Source organism: Rossellomorea aquimaris (assembly GCF_000935355.1).
Classification (GTDB): domain Bacteria; phylum Bacillota; class Bacilli; order Bacillales; family Bacillaceae_B; genus Rossellomorea; species Rossellomorea aquimaris_B.
This window is the reverse complement of the sequence record NZ_JXZC01000011.1, coordinates 45,555-67,127: the sequence shown is the minus strand read 5'-3', so window position 1 is coordinate 67,127 and position 21,573 is coordinate 45,555. Positions and strand designations below refer to the sequence as shown.

Annotated in this window: 24 protein-coding genes and 4 riboswitches; of the genes, 13 read left to right on the top strand and 11 right to left on the bottom strand. The window is 42.3% G+C overall.

Going from position 1 to position 21,573, the window contains the following annotated elements:
• Positions 1–22: 22 nt before the first annotated feature.
• On the top strand, positions 23–394 hold the full coding sequence (locus TV75_RS18840; protein WP_044340355.1) for a VOC family protein: 372 nt from the start codon (positions 23–25) through the stop codon (positions 392–394).
• Between the two features lie 53 nt (positions 395–447).
• Here TV75_RS18840 and TV75_RS18835 read toward each other — a convergent pair whose 3' ends face one another.
• The 5 genes from TV75_RS18835 to yidD all read right to left on the bottom strand — a co-directional run bounded on the left by TV75_RS18835 (position 448) and on the right by yidD (position 5,666).
• Positions 448–1,170 (bottom strand): 3-ketoacyl-ACP reductase, encoded by a 723-nt coding sequence (locus TV75_RS18835; RefSeq protein ID WP_044340354.1) that lies wholly within the window; start codon positions 1,168–1,170, stop codon positions 448–450.
• Positions 1,171–1,292: 122 nt separating this feature from the next.
• Entirely contained in the window at positions 1,293–2,324 is a 1,032-nt protein-coding gene (locus TV75_RS18830) for a cytochrome d ubiquinol oxidase subunit II (protein ID WP_044340353.1), read from the bottom strand.
• Positions 2,325–2,348: 24 nt separating this feature from the next.
• On the bottom strand, positions 2,349–3,707 hold the full coding sequence (locus TV75_RS18825; protein ID WP_044340352.1) for a cytochrome ubiquinol oxidase subunit I: 1,359 nt from the start codon (positions 3,705–3,707) through the stop codon (positions 2,349–2,351).
• A 555-nt stretch (positions 3,708–4,262) separates the two neighbouring features.
• Entirely contained in the window at positions 4,263–5,279 is a 1,017-nt protein-coding gene (locus tag TV75_RS18820) for a metal ABC transporter solute-binding protein, Zn/Mn family (protein WP_253275571.1), read from the bottom strand.
• 141 nt (positions 5,280–5,420) lie between these two features.
• Positions 5,421–5,666 (bottom strand): membrane protein insertion efficiency factor YidD, encoded by a 246-nt coding sequence (yidD, locus tag TV75_RS18815; RefSeq protein ID WP_044340351.1) that lies wholly within the window; start codon positions 5,664–5,666, stop codon positions 5,421–5,423.
• A gap of 230 nt (positions 5,667–5,896) precedes the next feature.
• Here yidD and TV75_RS18810 point away from each other — a divergent pair, with 230 nt between their 5' ends.
• Complete coding sequence (locus TV75_RS18810) at positions 5,897–6,370, top strand: S-ribosylhomocysteine lyase (RefSeq protein ID WP_044340350.1); 474 nt, start codon at positions 5,897–5,899, stop codon at positions 6,368–6,370.
• A 40-nt stretch (positions 6,371–6,410) separates the two neighbouring features.
• Here TV75_RS18810 and ytzI read toward each other — a convergent pair whose 3' ends face one another.
• Together ytzI and TV75_RS18805 are read right to left on the bottom strand one after the other, a co-directional pair.
• Positions 6,411–6,584 carry a YtzI protein gene (ytzI, locus tag TV75_RS21985; RefSeq protein ID WP_156142531.1) on the bottom strand — a complete coding sequence of 58 codons (174 nt, stop codon included), beginning with the start codon at positions 6,582–6,584 and terminating at the stop codon, positions 6,411–6,413.
• Positions 6,585–7,291: 707 nt separating this feature from the next.
• Positions 7,292–7,537, bottom strand: coding sequence for a DUF6154 family protein (locus TV75_RS18805; RefSeq protein WP_044340349.1), 246 nt, complete (start codon positions 7,535–7,537; stop codon positions 7,292–7,294).
• A 229-nt stretch (positions 7,538–7,766) separates the two neighbouring features.
• Between TV75_RS18805 and TV75_RS18800 the strand changes: the two genes are divergently transcribed.
• From TV75_RS18800 to ytkD, 3 genes are all read left to right on the top strand, one after another.
• The gene (locus TV75_RS18800; protein WP_253275570.1) at positions 7,767–8,156 is read left to right on the top strand and encodes a phage holin family protein; all 390 of its coding nucleotides are present in this window, start codon (positions 7,767–7,769) and stop codon (positions 8,154–8,156) included.
• Between the two features lie 56 nt (positions 8,157–8,212).
• On the top strand, positions 8,213–8,551 hold the full coding sequence (locus TV75_RS18795) for a hypothetical protein (RefSeq protein WP_044340347.1): 339 nt from the start codon (positions 8,213–8,215) through the stop codon (positions 8,549–8,551).
• A 96-nt stretch (positions 8,552–8,647) separates the two neighbouring features.
• Positions 8,648–9,121, top strand: coding sequence for an RNA deprotection pyrophosphohydrolase (gene ytkD, locus TV75_RS18790; protein ID WP_044340346.1), 474 nt, complete (start codon positions 8,648–8,650; stop codon positions 9,119–9,121).
• Here ytkD and TV75_RS18785 read toward each other — a convergent pair.
• From TV75_RS18785 to TV75_RS18775, 3 genes are all read right to left on the bottom strand, one after another.
• Positions 9,111–9,911, bottom strand: coding sequence for an ABC transporter permease (locus TV75_RS18785; protein WP_044340345.1), 801 nt, complete (start codon positions 9,909–9,911; stop codon positions 9,111–9,113). The genes ytkD and TV75_RS18785 overlap by 11 nt on opposite strands.
• Entirely contained in the window at positions 9,892–10,668 is a 777-nt protein-coding gene (locus tag TV75_RS18780) for an ABC transporter ATP-binding protein (protein WP_044340344.1), read from the bottom strand. The genes TV75_RS18785 and TV75_RS18780 overlap by 20 nt, the downstream gene beginning before the upstream one ends.
• 71 nt (positions 10,669–10,739) lie before the next feature.
• Positions 10,740–11,741: an ABC transporter substrate-binding protein gene (locus TV75_RS18775; RefSeq protein ID WP_044340343.1), complete on the bottom strand. Its 1,002-nt coding sequence runs from the start codon at positions 11,739–11,741 to the stop codon at positions 10,740–10,742.
• 222 nt (positions 11,742–11,963) lie between these two features.
• On the opposite strand from TV75_RS18775, the gene TV75_RS18770 reads away from it, so the two are divergent.
• Both TV75_RS18770 and TV75_RS18765 read left to right on the top strand, forming a co-directional pair.
• Positions 11,964–12,746 carry an alpha/beta hydrolase family protein gene (locus tag TV75_RS18770; protein ID WP_044340342.1) on the top strand — a complete coding sequence of 261 codons (783 nt, stop codon included), beginning with the start codon at positions 11,964–11,966 and terminating at the stop codon, positions 12,744–12,746.
• A 44-nt stretch (positions 12,747–12,790) separates the two neighbouring features.
• Positions 12,791–13,033 (top strand): DUF2584 domain-containing protein, encoded by a 243-nt coding sequence (locus tag TV75_RS18765; RefSeq protein WP_044340341.1) that lies wholly within the window; start codon positions 12,791–12,793, stop codon positions 13,031–13,033.
• Positions 13,034–13,072: 39 nt separating this feature from the next.
• Here TV75_RS18765 and TV75_RS18760 read toward each other — a convergent pair whose 3' ends face one another.
• Positions 13,073–13,405, bottom strand: a complete 333-nt coding sequence (locus tag TV75_RS18760; protein WP_044340340.1) for a hypothetical protein — start codon at positions 13,403–13,405, stop codon at positions 13,073–13,075.
• A 131-nt stretch (positions 13,406–13,536) separates the two neighbouring features.
• Positions 13,537–13,723, top strand: a riboswitch (cobalamin riboswitch).
• A gap of 168 nt (positions 13,724–13,891) precedes the next feature.
• On the opposite strand from TV75_RS18760, the gene TV75_RS18755 reads away from it, so the two are divergent.
• The 6 genes from TV75_RS18755 (at position 13,892) to metE (ending at position 21,476) form a co-directional block, all read left to right on the top strand.
• A complete protein-coding gene (locus TV75_RS18755) occupies positions 13,892–14,413 on the top strand; it encodes a hypothetical protein (protein WP_044340339.1) in 522 nt (173 codons plus the stop codon).
• Between the two features lie 20 nt (positions 14,414–14,433).
• A complete protein-coding gene (locus tag TV75_RS18750) occupies positions 14,434–15,372 on the top strand; it encodes an ABC transporter substrate-binding protein (protein WP_044340338.1) in 939 nt (312 codons plus the stop codon).
• 218 nt (positions 15,373–15,590) lie between these two features.
• Positions 15,591–16,283 carry a copper homeostasis protein CutC gene (locus TV75_RS18745; protein ID WP_044340337.1) on the top strand — a complete coding sequence of 231 codons (693 nt, stop codon included), beginning with the start codon at positions 15,591–15,593 and terminating at the stop codon, positions 16,281–16,283.
• Between the two features lie 81 nt (positions 16,284–16,364).
• Positions 16,365–16,481, top strand: a riboswitch (TPP riboswitch).
• A 148-nt stretch (positions 16,482–16,629) separates the two neighbouring features.
• Positions 16,630–18,387, top strand: coding sequence for a phosphomethylpyrimidine synthase ThiC (gene thiC, locus TV75_RS18740; RefSeq protein WP_044340336.1), 1,758 nt, complete (start codon positions 16,630–16,632; stop codon positions 18,385–18,387).
• A complete protein-coding gene (locus tag TV75_RS18735) occupies positions 18,365–18,562 on the top strand; it encodes a hypothetical protein (RefSeq protein ID WP_044340335.1) in 198 nt (65 codons plus the stop codon). Before thiC ends, TV75_RS18735 begins: the two co-directional genes overlap by 23 nt.
• 95 nt (positions 18,563–18,657) lie before the next feature.
• Positions 18,658–18,768: riboswitch (SAM riboswitch) on the top strand.
• A gap of 69 nt (positions 18,769–18,837) precedes the next feature.
• Positions 18,838–19,022, top strand: a riboswitch (cobalamin riboswitch).
• Positions 19,023–19,175: 153 nt separating this feature from the next.
• Positions 19,176–21,476, top strand: a complete 2,301-nt coding sequence (gene metE / locus TV75_RS18730; protein ID WP_044340334.1) for a 5-methyltetrahydropteroyltriglutamate--homocysteine S-methyltransferase — start codon at positions 19,176–19,178, stop codon at positions 21,474–21,476.
• The last annotated feature ends 97 nt before the right edge of the window (positions 21,477–21,573 follow it).

Genomic DNA, 21,573 nt, shown 5'->3' with positions numbered 1-21,573 from the left:
TCAATTTTCTGGAGGGGGAAATATGGAACTAGGGGCTTTCTCAGTAAGTTTAAGTGTTAAAGACATAAAGAAATCAAAAGCGTTTTACGAAAAACTTGGTTTTCAAACTTTGGGAGGGGACATTGCCCAAAATTGGCTTATCATGAAGAATGGAAGCACTGTAATTGGTCTGTTCGAAGGAATGTTTGAAAAGAACATTCTGACCTTTAATCCTGGCTGGAATCAAAATGCCGAAAATCTTGATTCATTTACGGACATCCGGGACCTTCAAAAGCAGCTGAAAGAACAAGGGGTAAAAGTATTGACTGAAGCAGATGAATCAAGCGAAGGGCCTGCAAGTTTCACGATTGAAGATCCTGATGGCAATCCGATTCTTGTGGATCAACACAGGTAAAGATAAGATTGAAAAAAAGCTCAGAGCTGATTCTGAGCTTTTTCTTATATTTATTAAAATGGATTTGTCGCCCATTGGAGAGACTGCTTGATAAAGATGCGAGGGTGTAATTTCAGTTGCGAAACCATATGTTCCGCTAAATCCTCCGGCTGCATGTATTTTTCTTTGTCCACTTCATCAAGCTTATCGCCAAAGGTAAGATCCGTTGCCACGAGGCTTGGGTTCAGAGTCATGACACGGATATTATGTGGACGCACCTCCTGCATCAACGCTTCGCTCATCCCTTGAACGGCAAATTTCGATCCACTATAAGCCGTGCTTTTTGCCGTACCTTTCAATCCGCTGCTGGATGAAATCATAATGATGTCTCCGCGGTTTTTCTCTATAAGCTGGGGCAGAACGGCACGCGTCACATGATAGGTACCAAAAACGTTGACTTCAAAGGTTCTCTTCCAATCTGCAGGATCGATGTCCAGAAATGATCCGTACGTTCCGATGCCAGCATTATTGACCAGGATATCTGCTGGACCCAAATCATCTTTTAGTTTCGAAATGGCTTTTTCCACCTGCTCCATATCTGAGATATCAGCTATAGCCACACTGGCTTTCACACCCAGAGATCTCGCTTCCTCTGCCACTTGTTCCAGGGTATTTTGTGTACGTGCGATCAATCCGACATGAACTCCTTCTCGGGCAAGCTCCAATGTCGCTGCCTTTCCAATTCCCCGGGCAGCACCCGTAATATAAGCGATTTTACCCGAAATTGATTGCGCCACTTTGAATCATCCTTTCCAATCTGATTTCTACCGTTAGTGTAAGGCTGGGGGAGTGGATAAGCAAATGATTGATATAATGAATGTAGAAAAATAGCTCCGAGAGTCTCGGAGCTATTGTGCATTCATTCACTTTTTTGTCTCAAATATCGTTTATCATTCATAAAAAGACTCCAAAAGTAGACAAAACCGGGAAATAGGATGATGAATCCGACAATATAGGTGATGAATACGGCCCTGAAAGAGTTAGGGTCCGTGAAGCCGGACTGGATCGTGACTTCCGGATAGATGATATAGGGCAGATGGGCTTTACCGTATACATAGCTTGCCAGTACATATTGAAATGTCACGGCAATGACAGCGACACGGGGCATACCCTTCATGCCTTCTTTATTGGTGGGAAGAAATAATGCTCCCCCGGCAACCAGGAATCCGATTAAGGAGACCCATAACAGAATCTGATCTTCCATCATTCTTTCATAGATCCATGACGCCTCATTTTTCATGGTGAACATAATGAAGAACGCCATCACGACAGAGATTGGACCGATGATCATCGCATCCCGCCTATACACTTTAAAGGCTTCAAATTCCTTGGAAGCTTTGGAGTAGTCAGCAAGAAGTAAGGATGAAAGAAATAACGTACTGGCAACGGCAAATCCGAAAAAGGCATATTCATGCGGACTTGTAAACAGCTTCCCAAGAAGAAGGGTTTGTCCGTCTTCAAAATCGATGTAAGGTCCGTGAGAGATGGGAAGAACGCTTATGAGCAGACCTGGAATCAGCAAGCCTGTTATTCCCGTTACATAGGTCAGCGGCTTTCTGTAATCGTCTGCCACGTGGGAGAATACCAGAAATGCACTTCGAAGAGCCAGGAGCAGCAGGATTAAACTTCCCGGAATGAGCAGCACCGTTCCTAATGAATAGGCAGCACCAGGAAACATACTATACACTGCCACTACCAGGGCAACAATGAATGTATTCGTCACCTCCCAAGTAGGCGACAGATACCGGTTGGCGATATTGGTGGCTTTTGTTTTGTCATGATTAATGTAGATCATCGACCAAAAGCCGGCTCCGAAATCCATCGTTGCCATGACGGCATAAATAAAGACGAAGCCCCATAGTATCGTGATGGCAATCAATGCTTGTGTCATAACTTCACCTCCGATTCTTGCTGGTTATGTGGATAGGGGAATATCCTTGTTATTTCCTTCGGCTTTGTTGATGTCCTTTTCAGGCGGATTCCGTTTGAAGTAATACAAGAGAACGAGAACCACGGACACGGCCAAAATCGCATAAACCGAAACGAACAGAACGAACAGTACGGCTAAGTTTCCTGTAGTGGTAACCGAGTCCTCTGTACTGAGAATACGGTAAATCGTCCAAGGCTGACGGCCTGTACAAGCGAAAATCCATCCGAATTCGATAGCTAAGATCGATAGGGGGCCACCCGCTACAAATGACCACATCAACCATTTTGGGAACCGGTCTTTCTTTAGTAATTTGTTCCATACGTAGGCAATGAGGGAAAGTAAAATGAGCAGCGATCCGATTCCCACCATCGCGTTGAATAACGTATGAACGAAGAGAGGCGGCCAATATTCCTCAGGGAAGTCGTTTAAACCGATGACCTCCGTTTCGAAACTGTTTCCAGCAAGGAAACTCAGGGCCCAGGGGATTTCGATCCCCCATTTCACTTCCTTCTCCACAGGGTCCGTGAAACCTCCAATCGCAAGGGGTGCATGGGTCTGGGTCTCAAACAATCCCTCAGCCGCCGCCAGTTTCTCAGGCTGATATTCATGGAGCATCTGAGCCGATTCATGTCCATTAATCGCTGTGAAGAAGGAGAAGACGCCCCCTACCAATAAACAAATCATGAGGGATTTTTGATGAAACTTATAAATTCTTGACCCAAATGATGTACGGAGCATCTTAAACGCAGAAACTGTAGCAATCGTAAACGACCCCACAACATAAGCAGATAGTGCTACATGCCCCGCCGTTACGAAAAAGCTTGGATTGAAGAAAGCTTTCCAAGGATCCACATTGGTGATTTCACCGTTCACCATCTCAAATCCAGCAGGCGTCCCTTCAAATGCATGCACATTCGTGATTAATACAGCTGAAGCAAGTCCACCGATGGCGACCAGGACAAGACTCACGATTCTCATCCAGGGAGCGATCCGATTCGCCGCATACACATAAATAGACATAAATAATGCTTCAACAAAAAAAGCATAGATTTCGATTTGGAACGGCAGCGCCATCACCCGCCCGATAACCTCCATGAATCCTGGCCAAAGGAGCGACAATTGAACACCGGCAATCGTCCCTGTCGGAATCCCTACCCCGAGCAGAACGGCGAACGCCTTGGTCCAGCGTTTTGCCATCACGGAATAGTCCAGATCATTCGTCCTCTGATACATGATTTCTGCAACAAGGATCATTAAAGGAATACCAACACCAAGTGTGGCAAAAATGATATGAAAGGCCATCGTTGTACCAAACAAGGAACGAGCAATTACTAATTCATCCATTCTCATGTCTCCCTTACTAGTCTTTAACATTTCCTTATTGTCCACTTAATGGAAAATAATATTCATGATTTTTTGTAGAGGTTTGATTGATGATCTAGAATGCTGCAGGAGAATGTCGATTTTTGAAAGTTGATAATTTAATAGGGAGAGTCGGGATGATATGTGGGTGAAAGTCGGAGTCGATAATATAAGGGTGAAAGTCGATAATATACGGTCCAAAGTCGATAATATAGCAGAAACTTTAAGATCAAATGCGGCTTAGCGCCCTGGGAATCTATAATATTTAATGCATAAGAATTGGATTTGAAAATAAAATGGAAATTTTGAAAATAAATGTCTCAATTTTGAAAATAAATTCTGAAAATTGAAAAGAAGTTGACCGGATTTGAAAATAAAATGGAAATCTGTCCACTCAGAGAGTCTTAAAACCGTCAAAAGTTGATAGGATGCTTGATAATTTTATGATTTTTCTTGAAAAGTATCTTTTTATAAGGAGTTTTTAATCGAAAATATTTAAAAAAGAGCAGCTAAGCAGCTGCTCTCTTTCAAAAAGGTCTATTGTAGTGCCTGTTTCAATGTCTCGATGTTCTTCTCCATAAGTGAAAAATAGTCTTCATCATTCTTTCTGTCTTCTTCCGTAAGAACAGAAAGATTATGAAGGGTCAGGGCTTTTGCACCCAATTCGTTTTGTACGACTTCTGTTAGACGGGAAGAGACATTTTGTTCAAAGAGGATGTATTGAACATTATCTTCTTTGCCTTTTTCAATGATCTTCTTAAGTTCTTGCTGCGATGGCTCATCAGCCGTATTCAATCCGGCGATGGCTTCCTGGTGCAATCCGTAGCGTTTTTCCCAATAGCTATAAGCGGCATGAGAAACGTAGAAGGTTTTCTTTGGCGCATTGTCTGCCATGTCTTTAAATTCAGCGTCCAGGGCATCTAAATCTTTCGTTAATGCATCGAGGTTCGCTTGGAAATCTTCCTTATGTTCCGGCATTTCTTCTGAAAGTGTATCTGCAATGGTTTTCGCCATTTCCTTAGAGTACACAGGGTCTAACCAAAGATGAGGATCAACGTCATGGTTGTGCTCATCCGCATGCTCTTCACCATGCTCATCTGAATGTTCATCTGCGTGATCATCTTCATTATTTACATCTTCTTCATGCTCTTGATGTTCTTCAGCACTTTCATCACTATGATCTTCTTCATGATTTAATTCTACGTGTTCACTGGTCGGCACGACGACTACATCTTCGTTCTCCAGAATCGATTTCGATCCGTCAACGAATCCTTCAAGTCCCATTCCGATGTAGAAGAAAACATCTCCATCAGCCATTTTAATCATATCTTTCTGAGAAGGCTCAAACGTATGCTCATCGGCACCTGGAGGGTAAATGCTTTCCACATCCACATGTTCCCCACCGATTTTTTTCGTGAAATCCTCCAGTGGATACACAGTAGTGTACACTTCCAATTTATCTTTCTTTCCAGCCTCTTCCTGCTCAGAAGAGGTTCCGCAAGCGGACAATACTAAAATCAATAATAAAAATAAACTCATACGAATATAGTTCAAGAGGAATCCTCCTTTAAGTGTAATAGTTTGATAACTGTAATGATTACGATTTAGCACAAAGGTTATTTTACTACCGTTATGGGGAATAAGCAAGATATATGGTTAGTTTTTTTAAAAAAAAGACTACCTCCCGATATGGAGCTAGTCTGAATCACTCATTTTTTTAGATGGCCATTTTTCTGGCACGTGATCAATTCCACCAGGATGAAAAGGGTGGCATTTCAAAATCCGCTTTAATGTTAACCATCCTCCACGTAATGCACCGAACCGACTCACTGCCTGTACGCCATAATGGGAACAGGTTGGATAAAACCGGCAAGTGGGAGGCTTGAGAGGAGAGATGACCCGTTGGTACACCTTGAATACAAATAACAAGAACCTTTTCATAACACGTCTCCTGATTGATTTTCTTTTACTATATCAGAACTGTATAGGGGATTAAAATGTTTTTGACTGACTGTTCCCCACAATCGGTTTTTCTTCCGTTTTTAAAAAGGTTATCATGACTGATTTCCAATTAGAAAATACGGGTATTTGTTTTTAATTCAGATTAAGTTGATGAAATAACTATGAATTTACGTTATACTATAACTAGAAACTAAATGGGAGTGATTTTAATGCCTTCAGTAGAAAGCTTTGAATTAGATCATAATGCAGTGAAAGCACCATATGTGAGACATTGTGGTGTCCATAAGGTAGGTAGCGATGGACTTATCAACAAGTTTGATATTCGTTTCTGCCAGCCAAATAAACAAGCGATGAAGCCTGACTCCATTCATACACTTGAGCATTTATTAGCCTTCACCATCCGTAAATATGCAGAGCCGTTTGCTCATTTCGATATAATTGATATTTCTCCTATGGGATGCCAGACAGGCTACTATCTAGTCGTCAGCGGAGAGCCTAAAGTGGAAGAAATCATCGACCTCTTAAATGATACGATGAAAGAAGCGGTCGAGATAGAGGAAATTCCGGCAGCCAATGAAAAGCAATGCGGCCAGGCGAAGCTCCATGATTTAGAAGGAGCAAAGAAGTTAATGAGATTCTGGCTTAGCCAAAGCAATGAAGATCTAAAGCAGGTTTTTGCATAAATAGAAATAAATCCACCGTCAGCATAGGACGGTGGATTTATTATTTGTCTTGATTTTCATCTTCTGGCTTCATCTTCTCCAAGTGAGGATTATCTTCAAGTGGATCTACTGTATGTTTAACCGCTGTATATGCTTTGGAAGTCGTAAGGGCACTCACGAAAATCACTAAGATACATATAGCAACGGCAATGATCAGGACAAGAGTTACTGACATTATGCAACCCCCTTTTTTTCACTATTTTACCATATAAGATGGGGATGTTCATGGACGAAAATCAACATTTTTATGACGTGAATACGCCGTTTTAGTTATCTTCGGTATCCTCAAAGGTCCATTTCATTTTTTATTAGTATGTACAAGCTTCGAAAAACAAAACGAGGGGGATGTTACCATGGATGTGACTTCAATGATGGGTAAACAAGTTGGAGAGCTTCAACAGACGCTTGAATAAAAAGTCAGATGGCGGCACAAACGGCTTAAGCTGCGGTAGTGATGAAGGAAATGTAGGTGCGTCAGCCTGCGCCGCATCTATAAAGGACATGTCCTTGATGCGAGGGGATGAAAATAAAAAAAGCCTGGTTCCGGGAATGTCCGGAACCAGGCTTTTTTATTGTGGGAAGTTTTCCCGGAAATGCTTGTCATCTCTGTTCAAGCCGCCTCCGCTATTCGATTTGTCCAGCTCCGGCGGCTAGGCCCTCGAGGTCATTTCTGAAAAATCCCCAAAGGCAAAGAACGCCTTTAGGGATTCCCCAGAAATGCTTGTCGGGCCTGTTCAAGCCGCCTCCGCTTTTCGATTTGTCCAGCTCCGGCGGCTAGAGGCTCGAGGTCATAAGTCAAGTACACCAAAAAGGCAAAAGGCGCCTTTCCGGTGTACTCGCCTTATGCTTGTCGCCTCTGTTCAAGCCGCCTCCGCTTTTCTTTTAGTGCAGGCTCTTTTTTTCCAGTCTCACTCGCTCTTCGCTGTTGGACCATTTTTCTTTTAGTGTTTCGAATATGTATAAGCGGAAGAAGTATTGTAGTTCTTCTGTTTCCATTTCTTGAATAAGTTCCAGGAGCTCGTTCCTGGAGGTGTCTTCTAAGATTGTAAGGGCAATGAGGTCTAAGTCTTCGTCGGTACCTTTGATCCTTCCACGGTACATTTCATAAATCTCTTCGATCAACTTCATGCGCTTCACCTCCCTTTCGTTTCATTTTAACATGAACGTTTATGAATTACTCTACATATTATGCTAGGACAACTCTTATTTGTCTTTACCCTTTATAAGACTTATTAACCATGTGATGTAAAACGGTCTTTACTCACTTTTGGGCAAAAGGTGCTTTAAAAGACGGTAAAGTCCTGGTTACCCATTCGCATGTTACAAAGCCAACCATTAGAAAAAGGAGATGCTTTATTTGGAAAAAAGTATGCTGTTCGTTGGATCGGGCCTGGGTGCAATGATTCTAAATTTATTTGGAGAATGGAATTCACTGTTGACTATATTGTTAATTGCCGTGATACTGGATTATTTCACCGGGATGATTGCAAGTGGGATCGAAGGAAAGTTATCAAGCAAATTCGGTTTGAAAGGGATTGGCCGGAAAGTGCTGATATTCGCACTTGTCACGGTTGCCCACCTTATTGATACTATACTAACAAATCAGCACTTTATTCGTAATGCGACGATTATTTTTTATTTATGCAATGAAATGATTTCAATCATCGAGAATGTCGGGAGAGCGGGAGTCCCCGTGCCGGAGTTTCTGCGGAAGGCCGTAGAAGTGCTGAAGAAGAAATCGAAGTGAATAGAATTTCGTCAATTGAGGAAAATGAAGGGTAAGTACAGTGAAGGAGTGGGAAGATGAACGAAGAACGACATGACTACTATATTGAAGTGGCCACCGGTGAAATATCAAGAAGCTCGACGGATTCACCCTGGAACTTTAAGATATCGGCAACGGATGAAGAAATCACCCAGCTCCGGGAAGTGTTCGATTCCAATCACTCAGTCGATTGGCAGAATTTCTACCGGGCTCACGTACCCTATATTCAGTATCATTATGATCGTCAGAATGATGCGTACGATGAAAACCTGCATCTTGTGTATGAAATGATTCATAAATTGGGCGATGACGAAGCCAAGAAATTTATTGAGAGTATGGGGATCTTAAATACTCAACCACATGAGGATCCTCAATAAGAAATAAAAGTGTTGGTTCAGGAGAGATATCTGTGGACCAATGCTTTTTATTTGTGGTTAGATGAAAGAAAGTGTGTACGGATGAGGTGAAGTCAGATGGAACAATTTATCGATGAAAATGGGAAGCGGGTGGAATTATCCTTTGAAAAGGGAAGGTTTCAACAAGAATCATATCATGTGTTAGTCCTATGCCGCTACAAAGAGGCATGGTTGTTGACACGGCATAAAAAAAGAGGGATGGAGTTCCCGGGAGGAAAGCGGGAAAGAGGAGAAACCCTTGAAGAAGCTGCAGTACGTGAAACATATGAAGAGACAGGGGGAGTGATCAACCACCCTTTATTTATAGGGGAATATAAGGTATATGATCACTCGCCATTTATCAAAACCATTTTCTTTTCTCAAGCCGAAGAGCTCATTAAAAAAGATGATTATCTGGAAACAGAAGGGGCCGTCCTTTGGAGCGGTAATTTCTCCAGCATTCATGACGATCCTTCCTTTAGCTTTATCATGAAAGATCAAGTGGTTGACCTGGCTCTCAAAAGAATAAAGGATCTTAACCTTATGACTTGATCAACTTCTTTTCGAGCTGCTCGACCAGCTTATACATAATGGTGGCGAATACGGCAATGACAAGCAGGGATAAGAGGACAAGGGTGAAATTAAAGACTTGGAATCCATAAATGATCATATATCCAAGCCCCTTGGCAGAGACAAGGAATTCTCCCACGATGACCCCGACCCATGATAAGCCCACGTTTACCTTCAGTGTCGAGATGATGGTCGGGAATGAGGAAGGGAGAATGACTTCTTTAAACATTTGCCCCCTTCTTGCTCCGAAGGTCTGCATCACCTTTAAATAATTCGGGTCAACTTCCCTGAAGGAAGTGTATACAACAATCGTGGTGATAATGACGGAAATGACGGTACCCATGGCTATGATGGAAGTGAAGCCCGGCCCCAACCCCACGATTAGTATCGGTCCGAGAGCTACTTTCGGCATGGCATTCAGGATCACAAGATAAGGGTCCAATACTTTAGAAAGAAATGGTGACCACCATAATAAAGCGGCTAAAAGGGTCCCAAGTAAGGTCCCGAGAATGAATCCGATGATGGTTTCAAAGAGTGTGACAGAAAGATTGGCCAGAAGGCTTCCGTCCCCGAGTTTTATGAGAAACAGCTCATATATTTTTGAGGGTGAGCTGAAAATGAGGGGATCAACCCAGCTGTTCCGGCTCGCGAGCTCCCAGAGAGAGAAGAATACAAGGAAAATAAGAGCTTGATAAAACCAGACCCATCGCTGCTCTTTCTTGAGTGATTGAATGTATTCCAAGTGTTTTTGTTTAATCGACTCGTGATTCAAGTTTTTCAAGCTCCTTCCAGATGGTTTGGAAAAATGCCGGGAATTCTTCGTGATTCCTGACTTCAAAAGGCATTAATTCTGTTAACGGTGTCGGGACCTCGAATATGGTGTGAATACGTCCTGGCTTGGATCCGAATAGAATGATGCGGTCACTCATGGAGATGGCTTCCCCGATATCATGAGTGACAAGAATGGCTGTTTTTCCAAAGGACTTTAATGTGGAAAACACCAAGTCCTCAAGCTTCAATTTGGTTTGATAATCAAGGGCAGAGAATGGTTCATCCAAAAGGAGTAGTTGAGGTTCTGTGATCAGTGTACGAATCAGCGCGACTCTTTGTCGCATTCCCCCGGACAGCTCCCGAGGATACAACGTTTCTACCCCCTCTAACCCCATCTCAATTAATAAATCACGTGCTTCTTTCCTCTTTTCTTCTGTCAGGGTCCCCATAATGGTCAGCCCTAAAAATATATTCTCTTCTATGGTTTTCCACGGAAACAGATAATCCTGTTGGAGCATGTAGCCGAGCTTCTTTCTCATTCTTCGGATAGGTTGATTATTTAATAAAATCGTTCCTTCGGTCGGCTGTATGAGTCCTGCAATAATGGAGAGTAAAGTGGTTTTCCCGCATCCACTCGGACCGATAAACGACACAAACTCACCTTCTTTTACATCCAATGAAATGTTTGAGAGGGCATGGGTGGCCGTTTTTGGCGAAAAGTAGGTATGATGGATGGATTCTAACGATAGAAAGTTCACTGCATTTCAGCCTCCATTTTCTTTTTCTATAAGTGAAGGGCTGACATGTGAAGTCAGCCCCATACTTGTTGCTACTTTGCTGCTTTTTCAGCGATAGACGTATTCACTAACGTTTCATGATCAACAGACTCTGGAAGCTCTCCCGCTTCATCCATGATGTTTTGGAGATTGTTCCACTCTTCTTCGTCAAGGATTGGATCTGTCGCAAAGGATCCTTGTGATTTATAGCGATCGACAACCGTTTCAATCAGTGCAGGCTCAGTGTCTTCAAAATAGGGCTCAATCACCTTGGCAATGTCTGCTGCACTATTTTCCTCCACCCATTGCTGGGCTTTGAATAATGCTTTCGTGAATTTTTCAACCGTTTCTTTGTTTTCTTTCATATAGCTGTCTTTGGCCATGAACGTTGTATAGGGAACGTGCCCTGATTCAGTTCCAAAGGAAGCCACGATATGCCCTTTTCCTTCTTGTTCAAAAATGGACGCCGTTGGTTCGAATAGCTGTACATAGTCCCCGGTACCAGAAGCAAAAGCACTGGCGATATTCGCGAAATCAATGTTTTGGATCAGGTTCAGATCGTTTTGCGGGTCGATGCCGTTCTGCTTCAGCACAAATTCCCCTACCATTTGCGGCATGCCGCCTTTACGCTGTCCAAGGAAGGTGGAACCTTTTAATTGATCCCATTCAAAGTTTTCCACTTTTTCACGGGAGACGAGAAACGTTCCGTCGGTTTGGGTTAATTGAGCAAAATTGATGACCGGATCATTCGAACCTTGTGCGTGGACGTAGATGGAGGTTTCTGAACCGACCAGGGCGATATCAGCACCGCCGGATAGTAAGGTGGTCATCGTTTTATCTCCACCCCACGTTGTTGTCAGTTCAATGTCCAGTCCTTCTTCTTTAAAGAATCCTTTTTCGATTGCGACATATTCAGGGGCATAGAAAATCGAGCGGGTAACCTCTGCTACACGAACCTTTTGTACGACTTCTTCTTTTTCTCCACATGCTGTTAACCCGATTGTTAACATGACCATGAGCAACACGGCAAAGCCACTTCGAAGCCATTTTTTCATTCGATATTCCTCCTTTTAGCTTGTGAAACTTGTTTAACGATAGAATGGGGGATGAGTGCATCTATCTCTCTTTGCCTTGTTTATCTTTATATATAAGAAGGGTAGGATGGTCATAAAGGCTGCGTCCCGTATCACCTGTTGATGATGAGATTTGCTAAAATATTCTATGTAGAGTATAAAAAATGTGTGAATACCCAATGCACGTTTTGAAAGGAAGAGAATATGAAAAACGGAACGATTGTGAAGAAAACATTGTTTCCTTCACCTAATCCACATGTGGAACTATATGAAATCACCTATCTATCCGGTGGCCTCCGTGTGAAGGGCTTAATGGCTGAACCTGTCGGGGGAGGAAAGTATGATGGTTTCCTCTATTTAAGAGGGGGGATCAAAGGAGTCGGGATGGTCCGGCCGGCGAGAATCGCTCAATTCGCTTCTCACGGTTTCATTGTTTTTGCCCCTTATTACAGAGGAAATCTCGGAGGGGAGGGAAATGAGGATTTTGCGGGAGATGATCGTGAAGACGCCATTTCCGGTGTTGAATTGCTCAAACACTATCACAGGGTGGTCCATGACCGGATCCATGTGTTTGGCTTTTCCCGTGGAGGGGTTATGGCGTTACTGACAGGCATCGAGCGCAGGGACATCACCTCTGTTGTTACATGGGGAGGGGTTTCGGATATGTTCTTGACATATGACGAACGGAAGGATCTCAGGAGGATGATGAAAAGAGTCATAGGGGGAAGTCCCAATAAAGTTCCGGAGAGATATGAATGGCGTACGCCCCTTTACGAATTAGAAAACCTTGAAGCTCCCGTATTGATCATTCACGGTGAAAAGGATCAGAACGTTTCTGTGGAGCATGCATATAGATTAGAAAAAAGGCTGAATGATCTGAATAAATCTGTGTCGTCCCACTACTTTAAAGAATTTACGCATTACTTCCCTCCTCGAAAGAACCAACAAATCGTCTCCATGCTATGTACATGGATGAAAAATCAATAGGCAGTGGTGTATGATTAAATAAAAAAGGATTGAGGTCAAGCGAAATGGGCATGGGCTTAGAATTAAACACGATGATCGTGACCAAGGGAAAAGAAGCGAGGAAAGAAGATAATCTGTTTGAACTGCTTAAAGACGGATACCGCCTTTACCCTATGCATATTCCCATAGAGGTAAGAAAAACGAAACACAGTGACCCCAGTGGTTACGGCAGCATAGAAAAGATGGAGTGGACGGATGAGAAAACGAAGATCATGTATCGATTGATTTCCTTGAATTCCACGAACTAAATAAAGGATGGCTGTAAACATTCGCTTACAGCCATCCTTTTATTGTATTTCCTCATATAAAATATAGCGATTATCCTCTGTCTGGGCGATTAAATAGTGGCTGTGATCTTTCACGCTATAGATGGGTGTCCCTTTTTTTAATATATTGGCCGAAAAATCACTTTCGGGGTGATATTGACTATCAATCTTTTCTTTAATAGATCCAAGCTTTTCATCCAGGACCAGCTTCTTCTCTTCAGAGACCTTCACATATTCCTTCTTGTTCACCACCATCATATCCCCGTATCCACATAATTCATGGGATGCAGTTTCTTTGTCTCCGCATGCACTTAATAAGAATACGCATAATATCAAAACAATCAATCGCTTCATGTTTTTCCTCCTTAACATTTCTTCACATACTCAAAAGATATTCAAGCTTGTACGCCAACATGTTTGTTTTTTTGTGTAAAACTTCTTCATCTTTCACATGGAAAAGATGGTATAATGTTCCTTAAGTGAATAAACCCACGCAGAAATTAGGTGCTGATCTTTAGCATAAAGGGAATTCGGTGTGAGTCCGAAGCTGTTTCCGCAACTGTAAGTGCTGACGAAATAAGAAGAAAACCACTATTTGATCATTCAGATGGGAAGGTTCTTAGAGTAGGCTGACGCACGAGCCAGGATACCTGCCTATTTTCCATCGTATTATGCTCTTCGGAAGTTAAGGGTATGGTGCGGCTTTTTAGCATCTCTTTTTTTATATGGATGACAACTGCCGGCCAATATTCTTGGGTGGTTTTTTTGTGTTTATGTAAACCTCCCGGAAGATACGATAGGTGCTTCACAAACATCATTCAGAAAGGAGGAAACTTACATATGGCAAAGGATTTCCGCTACTTATGTTATCCCTATATGCGTGAATCTGTTTCAACCGTCGATTTCGAAATCCGGACCGATTCACTGTCGACTAAAATCGGACTGGCATCATCATTGGCTGGGCACTTACCGGAAGTACGCGATGATTTACTGTATTTGGCTGAGATGGCGTACCACCTCAATGGCTCGGTGCGGGGAATGACAGCCATCAAGGAAGAGGACTTGAATAAATTGAGTCGAATGTACGATCGTTATGTTTTCGAAGTAGAGGAACGAATCCAAACCTTTGTCCTTCCACAAGGGTCGACAGCTGCATGTGTGCTTCATACCTGCCGCAGTGAAGCAAAAAAGTCAGTCCGTGCTTTACATAAAGTCAGTACTGAGATGAAAGTGGAGAACATTTTATTTAAATACGCTCATTTACTGGCAAATGTCCTGTTCGTGATGGCCGTGTATGTGAATAAATGTGAAGGGATTGAAGAAATTCCTTTTGAGAGTAAATCGTATATAGACAAAATTTAGAGAAGCGGGGAAGACGAAAGATGAAAAAGTCATGGTTAAATAGTTTACTACTATCGATCATCCTGGTTGTTTTCGCAGGATGCAGCAACGGGGAAGAAGCTACATCCCAAAAGGAAGTTAAGCCTGAAAATGAGCCTTATTCTGTTAAAGATGACAGGGGGGAAGAAATAACCTTTGATGGCGTGCCCGAAACCGTTGTTTCGTTACAGCCAAGTAACACTGAGATTCTCTTTGCAATAGGAGCCGGGGATAAGGTAGTCGGGGCAACTGAATACGACAACTATCCTGAGGAAGCGAAAGAGATTAAAAGAGTATCGGATTCCATGACAGTCAATGCGGAAGAGGTCATTGCGTTAAAACCTGATGCTGTCATTGCATATACCACTGGAGATGATGCCGGAGTGAAGCAGCTTGAAGAGGCGGGATTAAACGTATTCGTCATTCAATCTGCCCAAACCTTCGAAGATGTATATGGGGATATTGAACAGATTGCAACGGTAATGGGAGTAGAGAAGAAGGGGAACGAATTGGTGGATAGTATCAAGGAACAGATTTCAGATGTGAAAGAAAAAGTAAGCACGCTAAAGGAAAAAGAACAAGTATATTTTGAAATCAGTCCCTCTCCTGATATTTATACAGCAGGAGCAGAAACGTTTCAGCAGGAAATACTGGAAACGGCTGGGGTCGAGAATATGTTTTTAGACCAAAAAGGCTGGGTGAAAGTAGGCGAAGAAGAAATCATTAAACGGAATCCTACTATGATTTTAACGACTGTGGGGTATGTCGATGAGCCGACAGCCGAAATCAAGTCCCGGGAAAGCTGGAAAGATGTAAATGCAGTGAAAAATGATCAGGTTCATTTTCTGGACTCAGATATTATGTCAAGACCGGGACCGCGTATTGGAGAAGCCGTTGAGTTAACAGCAAAAACGGTGTATCCGGATTTATTTTCTGAATAAGATTGAATGGGAGATGGGGAAGACAATGATTTGCAAGAGGAATCATTGTCTTTTTCTGATAGATTGTTATTTTTATAGGATTTGTAATGCAAACGAACTAGTATTGTCTTTTTAAATAACAACACATTTTTGCGGGGAAATCCTTTTCATCACAAGTTCAACAATCTTCACCATTGTGATAAAGTTAACGTAACATCATCACGTTAGGAGAATTCAACATGAGCAAACTGGAAGTTATAGTCTTGAATGAGGAGGATGCCAAAGTTGCAGAAGCATCCGGAGCAGATCGACTTGAATTGGTGTCTGCCATACATGAGGGAGGATTAACACCTGATTTTCATGTGATAGAAAAAGTATTAAGTACCGTTTCGATTCCTGTTCAGATTATGATCCGGTTACATAGTAAATCTTTCTCGTATCAGTCTGATGAATTGCATACCATGGTCGAACAAGTTAGAACGATAGTTGAAATGGGAAGCCGTGGCATCGTCTTTGGCGCATTATCACATGAAGGTAAGCTTGATTCCCACGCTTTAATGGGGATCGTACAAAGTGCGAGGGGTCAATCGATTACTTTTCACCGCGCTATCGACCTATCTGATGATCCAGTAGCCTTATGCAAGGGAATATTCCATTCAGGATTGAACGTTGATCGAATTCTCACATCAGGCGGAAAATCTGAAGTGAGTAAGGGACTGGATACGATTGGTGAAATGAGGGAAATAGAGAAAATGGGTGGTCCCATCATCATGCCGGGTTCGGGTTTAACTGTGGATAATATAGGCGGAATACACAGCAAGCTAAAAGCAAGAGAATATCATGTAGGATCAGGTGTCCGTCATAATGGGAGTTATGACTTCGGGATAGACCCTGAAAAGGTAATGGAAATCAAACGTGTGATCATGTCCTAATTTGATTTGTTACTATACGACTATTGGAAAAAAGAATGAATCATGGTAAAAATAGTATGTAATACAATAGAATACTATCAATATTTCTACTAGGGGAGTCCGATATATTGCTTGGACTGAGAGGAGAACGCATAAGTTCTTTGACCCTTTGAACCTGATCTGGATGATACCAGCGTAGGGAAGTAGTACGGAAGCGTGTATTTGAGTTTTGAGGCGCTTACTACTTTTTGACATTTCGGGTTCTGATGATTCAGGACCCTTTTTTGTGTCTTCATGTCCTTTTGTTGAACAATGGGATGCCTGACGCAGTAACTTCTAAGATCCAATCAAAAGGAGGAGAAGTTAAGTGGCAATCGAGTTAAAAACGCAATTTAAAAACAGTAAAAAAGTATATGTCGTAGGTTCAAGGCCAGACATACTTGTACCGATGAGAGAAATTAAACTGAGTAGGACGAATGTTTCCTTGGGCGTGGAAGAGAATGAACCGGTTCGTGTATACGATACAAGCGGACCTTATACAGATGAGCGTTACCAAGTCGATATTCATAAAGGGTTACCTTCCGTTCGTACAGAGTGGATTCAAGAACGTCAGGATGTCACGGCTTACCCGGGACGTGAAATCGAACCGGAAGATAACGGCTATAAAGGAGACGACCCCCGTGCAAACGTAGAGACCTTCCCTACTATCAAACGTACCCCAATGCGGGCAAAAATGGGTCGTAATGTGACTCAAATGCATTATGCGAAAAAAGGAATCATTACACCGGAAATGGAGTTCATCGCTATCCGGGAAAATGTTGATCCTTCATTTGTAAGAGAAGAAGTAGCAAATGGCAGGGCCATCATTCCTGCTAATATCAATCATCCTGAATGTGAACCGATGATCATCGGCCGTCACTTTCATGTGAAAATAAACGCGAATATCGGAAACTCTGCCGTATCATCTTCCATTGAAGAAGAAGTGGAGAAAATGACGTGGGCAACTCGTTGGGGTGCCGATACCATAATGGACTTATCAACAGGGAAAAACATTCATACAACAAGGGAGTGGGTCATTCGAAACTCCCCTGTCCCTGTTGGCACGGTACCGATCTATCAAGCACTTGAAAAAGTAAACGGAATTGCTGAGAATCTTACTTGGGATGTGTACAGAGATACATTGATTGAACAGGCGGAGCAGGGAGTTGACTATTTCACCATTCATGCAGGTGTATTATTGCGGTATATTCAGCTGACGGCTGAACGTACAACAGGCATTGTTTCCCGTGGAGGTTCAATCATGGCACAATGGTGTCTTGCCCATCATAAAGAGAACTTTCTTTATTCACATTTTGAAGATATATGTAAGATCGTAAAAGCCTATGATATCTCCGTTTCCTTAGGAGATGGTTTAAGGCCCGGATCAATTGCTGATGCGAATGATGAAGCACAGTTTGCCGAGCTTGAAACATTAGGCGAGCTAACCAAAATCGCTTGGAAGCATGATGTACAGGTGATGATTGAAGGCCCTGGTCATGTACCGATGCATATGATTAAAGAGAATGTGGATAAGCAAATGGAAATCTGTCATGAAGCACCTTTTTATACCCTGGGTCCATTAACGACAGATATTGCACCGGGTTATGATCACATTACTTCTGCCATAGGGGCTGCCATGATCGGTTGGTTTGGAACAGCCATGCTGTGCTATGTAACACCGAAAGAGCATCTGGGATTACCGAATAAAGATGATGTGAGAGAAGGTGTCATTGCTTATAAAATCGCAGCACATGCAGCGGATTTAGCAAAAGGGCATCCAGGGGCGCAAGTAAGAGATAATGCCGTTTCTAAGGCTCGATTTGAATTTAGATGGAATGACCAATTTAATTTATCCCTGGACCCGGAACGTGCAAGAGAGTATCATGATGAAACACTTCCTGCAGAAGGGGCAAAAACGGCCCATTTTTGTTCAATGTGTGGACCAAAATTTTGTTCAATGAGAATATCACATGATATAAGGGGAATGAAGGAGAATGGTATGGATGACGCTAATAAGGAAATAGAAAAAGGATTGAAAGAAAAATCGAAGGAGTTTGTGGAAAATGGATCAAACATCTACCGATGAACCTCTTTCTCATGTACTCAAATTGAAGAATGAGATCGTAAAGCTCAATCATAGAGTCATCCAACTCGAAAAAGAAGTGAAGAGTATTCAGGAAAACTGCAGGCATGTCTTCTATGAAACGAATGTAACAAGATCTTGTATCAAATGTCATTATGTAGAAAGTACCTATTATTAGAAACGTGTAAGTGATTGGTTAAATTTCTTTTGACAGCTTATATGTGCCGTGCTACGATTATTACAAATTTCGGAATAGTAAATGAATATTTATAACTCTTATTGAGAGAGGTGGAGGGACGGGCCCTGTGAAACCCGGCAACCATTCAACAGATGTGTTGAAAAGGTGCTAATTCCTGCAAAGCGCTTTGCTTTGGAAAATAAGAGAGGATTCTCATAAACATGAAGCCCTCTCTATCGCAAGAGAGGGCTTTTCGTTTTTATGAAAGAAAAATTAAATAGATAAATGCAATAGGTGCTGAGTCATGCTCAGCTAAAAGGGAAGACCGGTGAAAATCCGGCACGGTCCCGCCACTGTAATGGGGAGCGACTTATCATTCAACCACTATTTCTGCTGAAATGGGAAGGGATAAGGAGCTGTGAACCTAAGTCAGGAGACCTGCCTGTTGTATGCGCTTATGCTCTACGTGGATATAGAGAGGGGTGAGGAATACGTGTTGAGAATACCAGATTGTCTCAACTCAAGTTAGTGATGCGTAGGAATCTCTCTTTCATTTGAAAGGGAGATTTTTTTGTTGATGACAACCATATCAAGTATAAGGAGTGAGGATTGAATGAGTAAGGTGATCAGTTCGAATTTAGGATATCCAAGGATCGGTGAAAAGCGTGAATGGAAAAAGACGCTGGAACAATTTTGGGCAGGGAAGATGGAAAAGGATTCCTTCTTACATCAAATCGAGGAAATACGAGTCAACCATTTGAAGAAGCAATTGGATCGGGGAATTGATTTGATTCCGGTTGGAGATTTCAGCTCATATGATCATGTCCTTGATACTGCCGTTATGTTCGGCTTGGTTCCCGAGAGGTTTCATTATAGTGGAGGGAAGGTCTCTCTTGAAACGTATTTTGAAATGGCTAGAGGATCAAAGGACGCGGTGGCACTGGAAATGACAAAATGGTTTAACACCAACTATCACTATCTCGTGCCTGAACTTGGTGGGATCGTTCCCCAGTTGGTGGAAAATCGTCCCCTCCATTTTTTTAGAGAGGCAAAAGAAAAACTGGGTATAGAAGGAAAACCGGTTATCTTAGGTCCGTTCACTTTTGTGAAATTGTCCAAAGGGTATGATAACAGGGACTATAAAACCATCGTTGATCAATTTGTCCCTCTTTATGCTGAAGTATTACGTGAATTACAGGAGGAGGGTGTAGAGTGGGTACAAATGGATGAACCGATCTTGTGCACATCCATCGGGGATGAAGAGATGGATCAATTTAAAGAAGTTTATCAAACACTTAAAGAATTCTGCCCCGGGTTAAAGATCATCCTTCAAACCTATTATGATAGTTTGGAAAGGTACCGGCGGGTGTTAGCACTCCCAGTAGACGGCATAGGGATAGATTTTGTGCATGATCGTGGTGAGAACTTGGCGGCGCTGAAAAGATTTGGTTTTCCTAAAGATAAATTCTTGGCTGCCGGCATTCTTGATGGCAGGAATATTTGGAGAAGTAATTTTGCTGAAACTCATTCGCTTCTATCGCTCATTGCAGAGTATGTTCCGAGTGATCGCTTGATCATACAACCATCATGCAGTTTACTTCATGTACCTGTAACCTTGCAGAATGAAGAAACAATTGGTACACCTCTCATTGACGCCTTATCATTTGCTGATGAGAAATTACATGAAATCACAATTTTAACAAAGGGGATTCGTGAGGGAGTCGAGACAATAAAAGATGAGATCGCACAAAGTGTAGAGGCGATTAAGAATTTAAACGAATCACCCCTGCGCAATAATAGGGAGGTGCAGGAAGAGGTTGAGGAATTGCATCCCGATAATGTAGGGAGAAAGGATCCTTTCCATATTCGTAAACTGGAACAGGCGAAGTACTTTTCATTACCTTTTCTACCTACCACTACAATAGGAAGCTTTCCTCAAACCCAGGAAGTAAGAAGGCAAAGGTTGAAATGGAGGAAGGGAGAACTTTCTGATGGGGAGTATCAACAATATATTCATGCGGAAATAAAACGCTGGATTGAAATTCAGGAACAAATAGGCCTTGATGTGTTTGTACATGGGGAATTCGAGCGGACGGATATGGTTGAATTCTTTGGTGAGAAATTAGAAGGTTTTCAATTTACGAAGTTTGGATGGGTACAATCATACGGTTCCAGATGTGTGAAGCCACCACTCATATACGGTGATGTGAATTTTAAAGAACCGATGACGGTTAAAGAAACCGTATATGCTCAATCATTAACCGCTAAACCGGTTAAAGGGATGTTAACGGGCCCGATCACGATTCTAAATTGGTCATTTATTCGAAATGATCTATCACGATATGAAGTAGCGAATCAAATCGCACTTTCTCTCCAAAAAGAGATAGAGGAATTAGAAGCCAATGGGATTCGCATGATACAAGTCGATGAGCCGGCACTTAGGGAAGGTCTGCCTTTAAAGAGTGAAAATTGGGAGGAATATCTAAAGGCTGCCGTTTATGCTTTCAGGTTGGCCACTTCAACTGTACAGAAGCAAACCCAGGTTCACACACATATGTGCTATTCGGATTTTGAAGATATAATAGATGCCATCAGTGATCTGGATGCTGATGTCATCTCGATTGAAACATCAAGAAGTCATGGGGAATTGATTCATGTTTTCGAAGATTATACGTATGATAAGGGGATAGGTCTCGGGGTATATGACATTCACAGTCCACGGGTCCCGAAACGTGAAGAATTAATCCGCAATATATTTCGGGCTCTAGAAGTACTGGATCCCCATTTATTCTGGGTCAACCCGGATTGTGGTTTGAAAACCCGTGGGATTGATGAGACGGTCTTAGGTCTTAAAACCATGGTGGAAGCTGCGGAACAAGTGCGTGAAGAGGTGCTGCTTAAAAATGAAAGATAATAGACGGGAAACGAAGAGAAATATGATCGAGTGTCGCTGTACGCTCGTTTGATCCACCTTTACAGAACGCAGGGCGCAGGTGAAAGGAAGTGCGTCC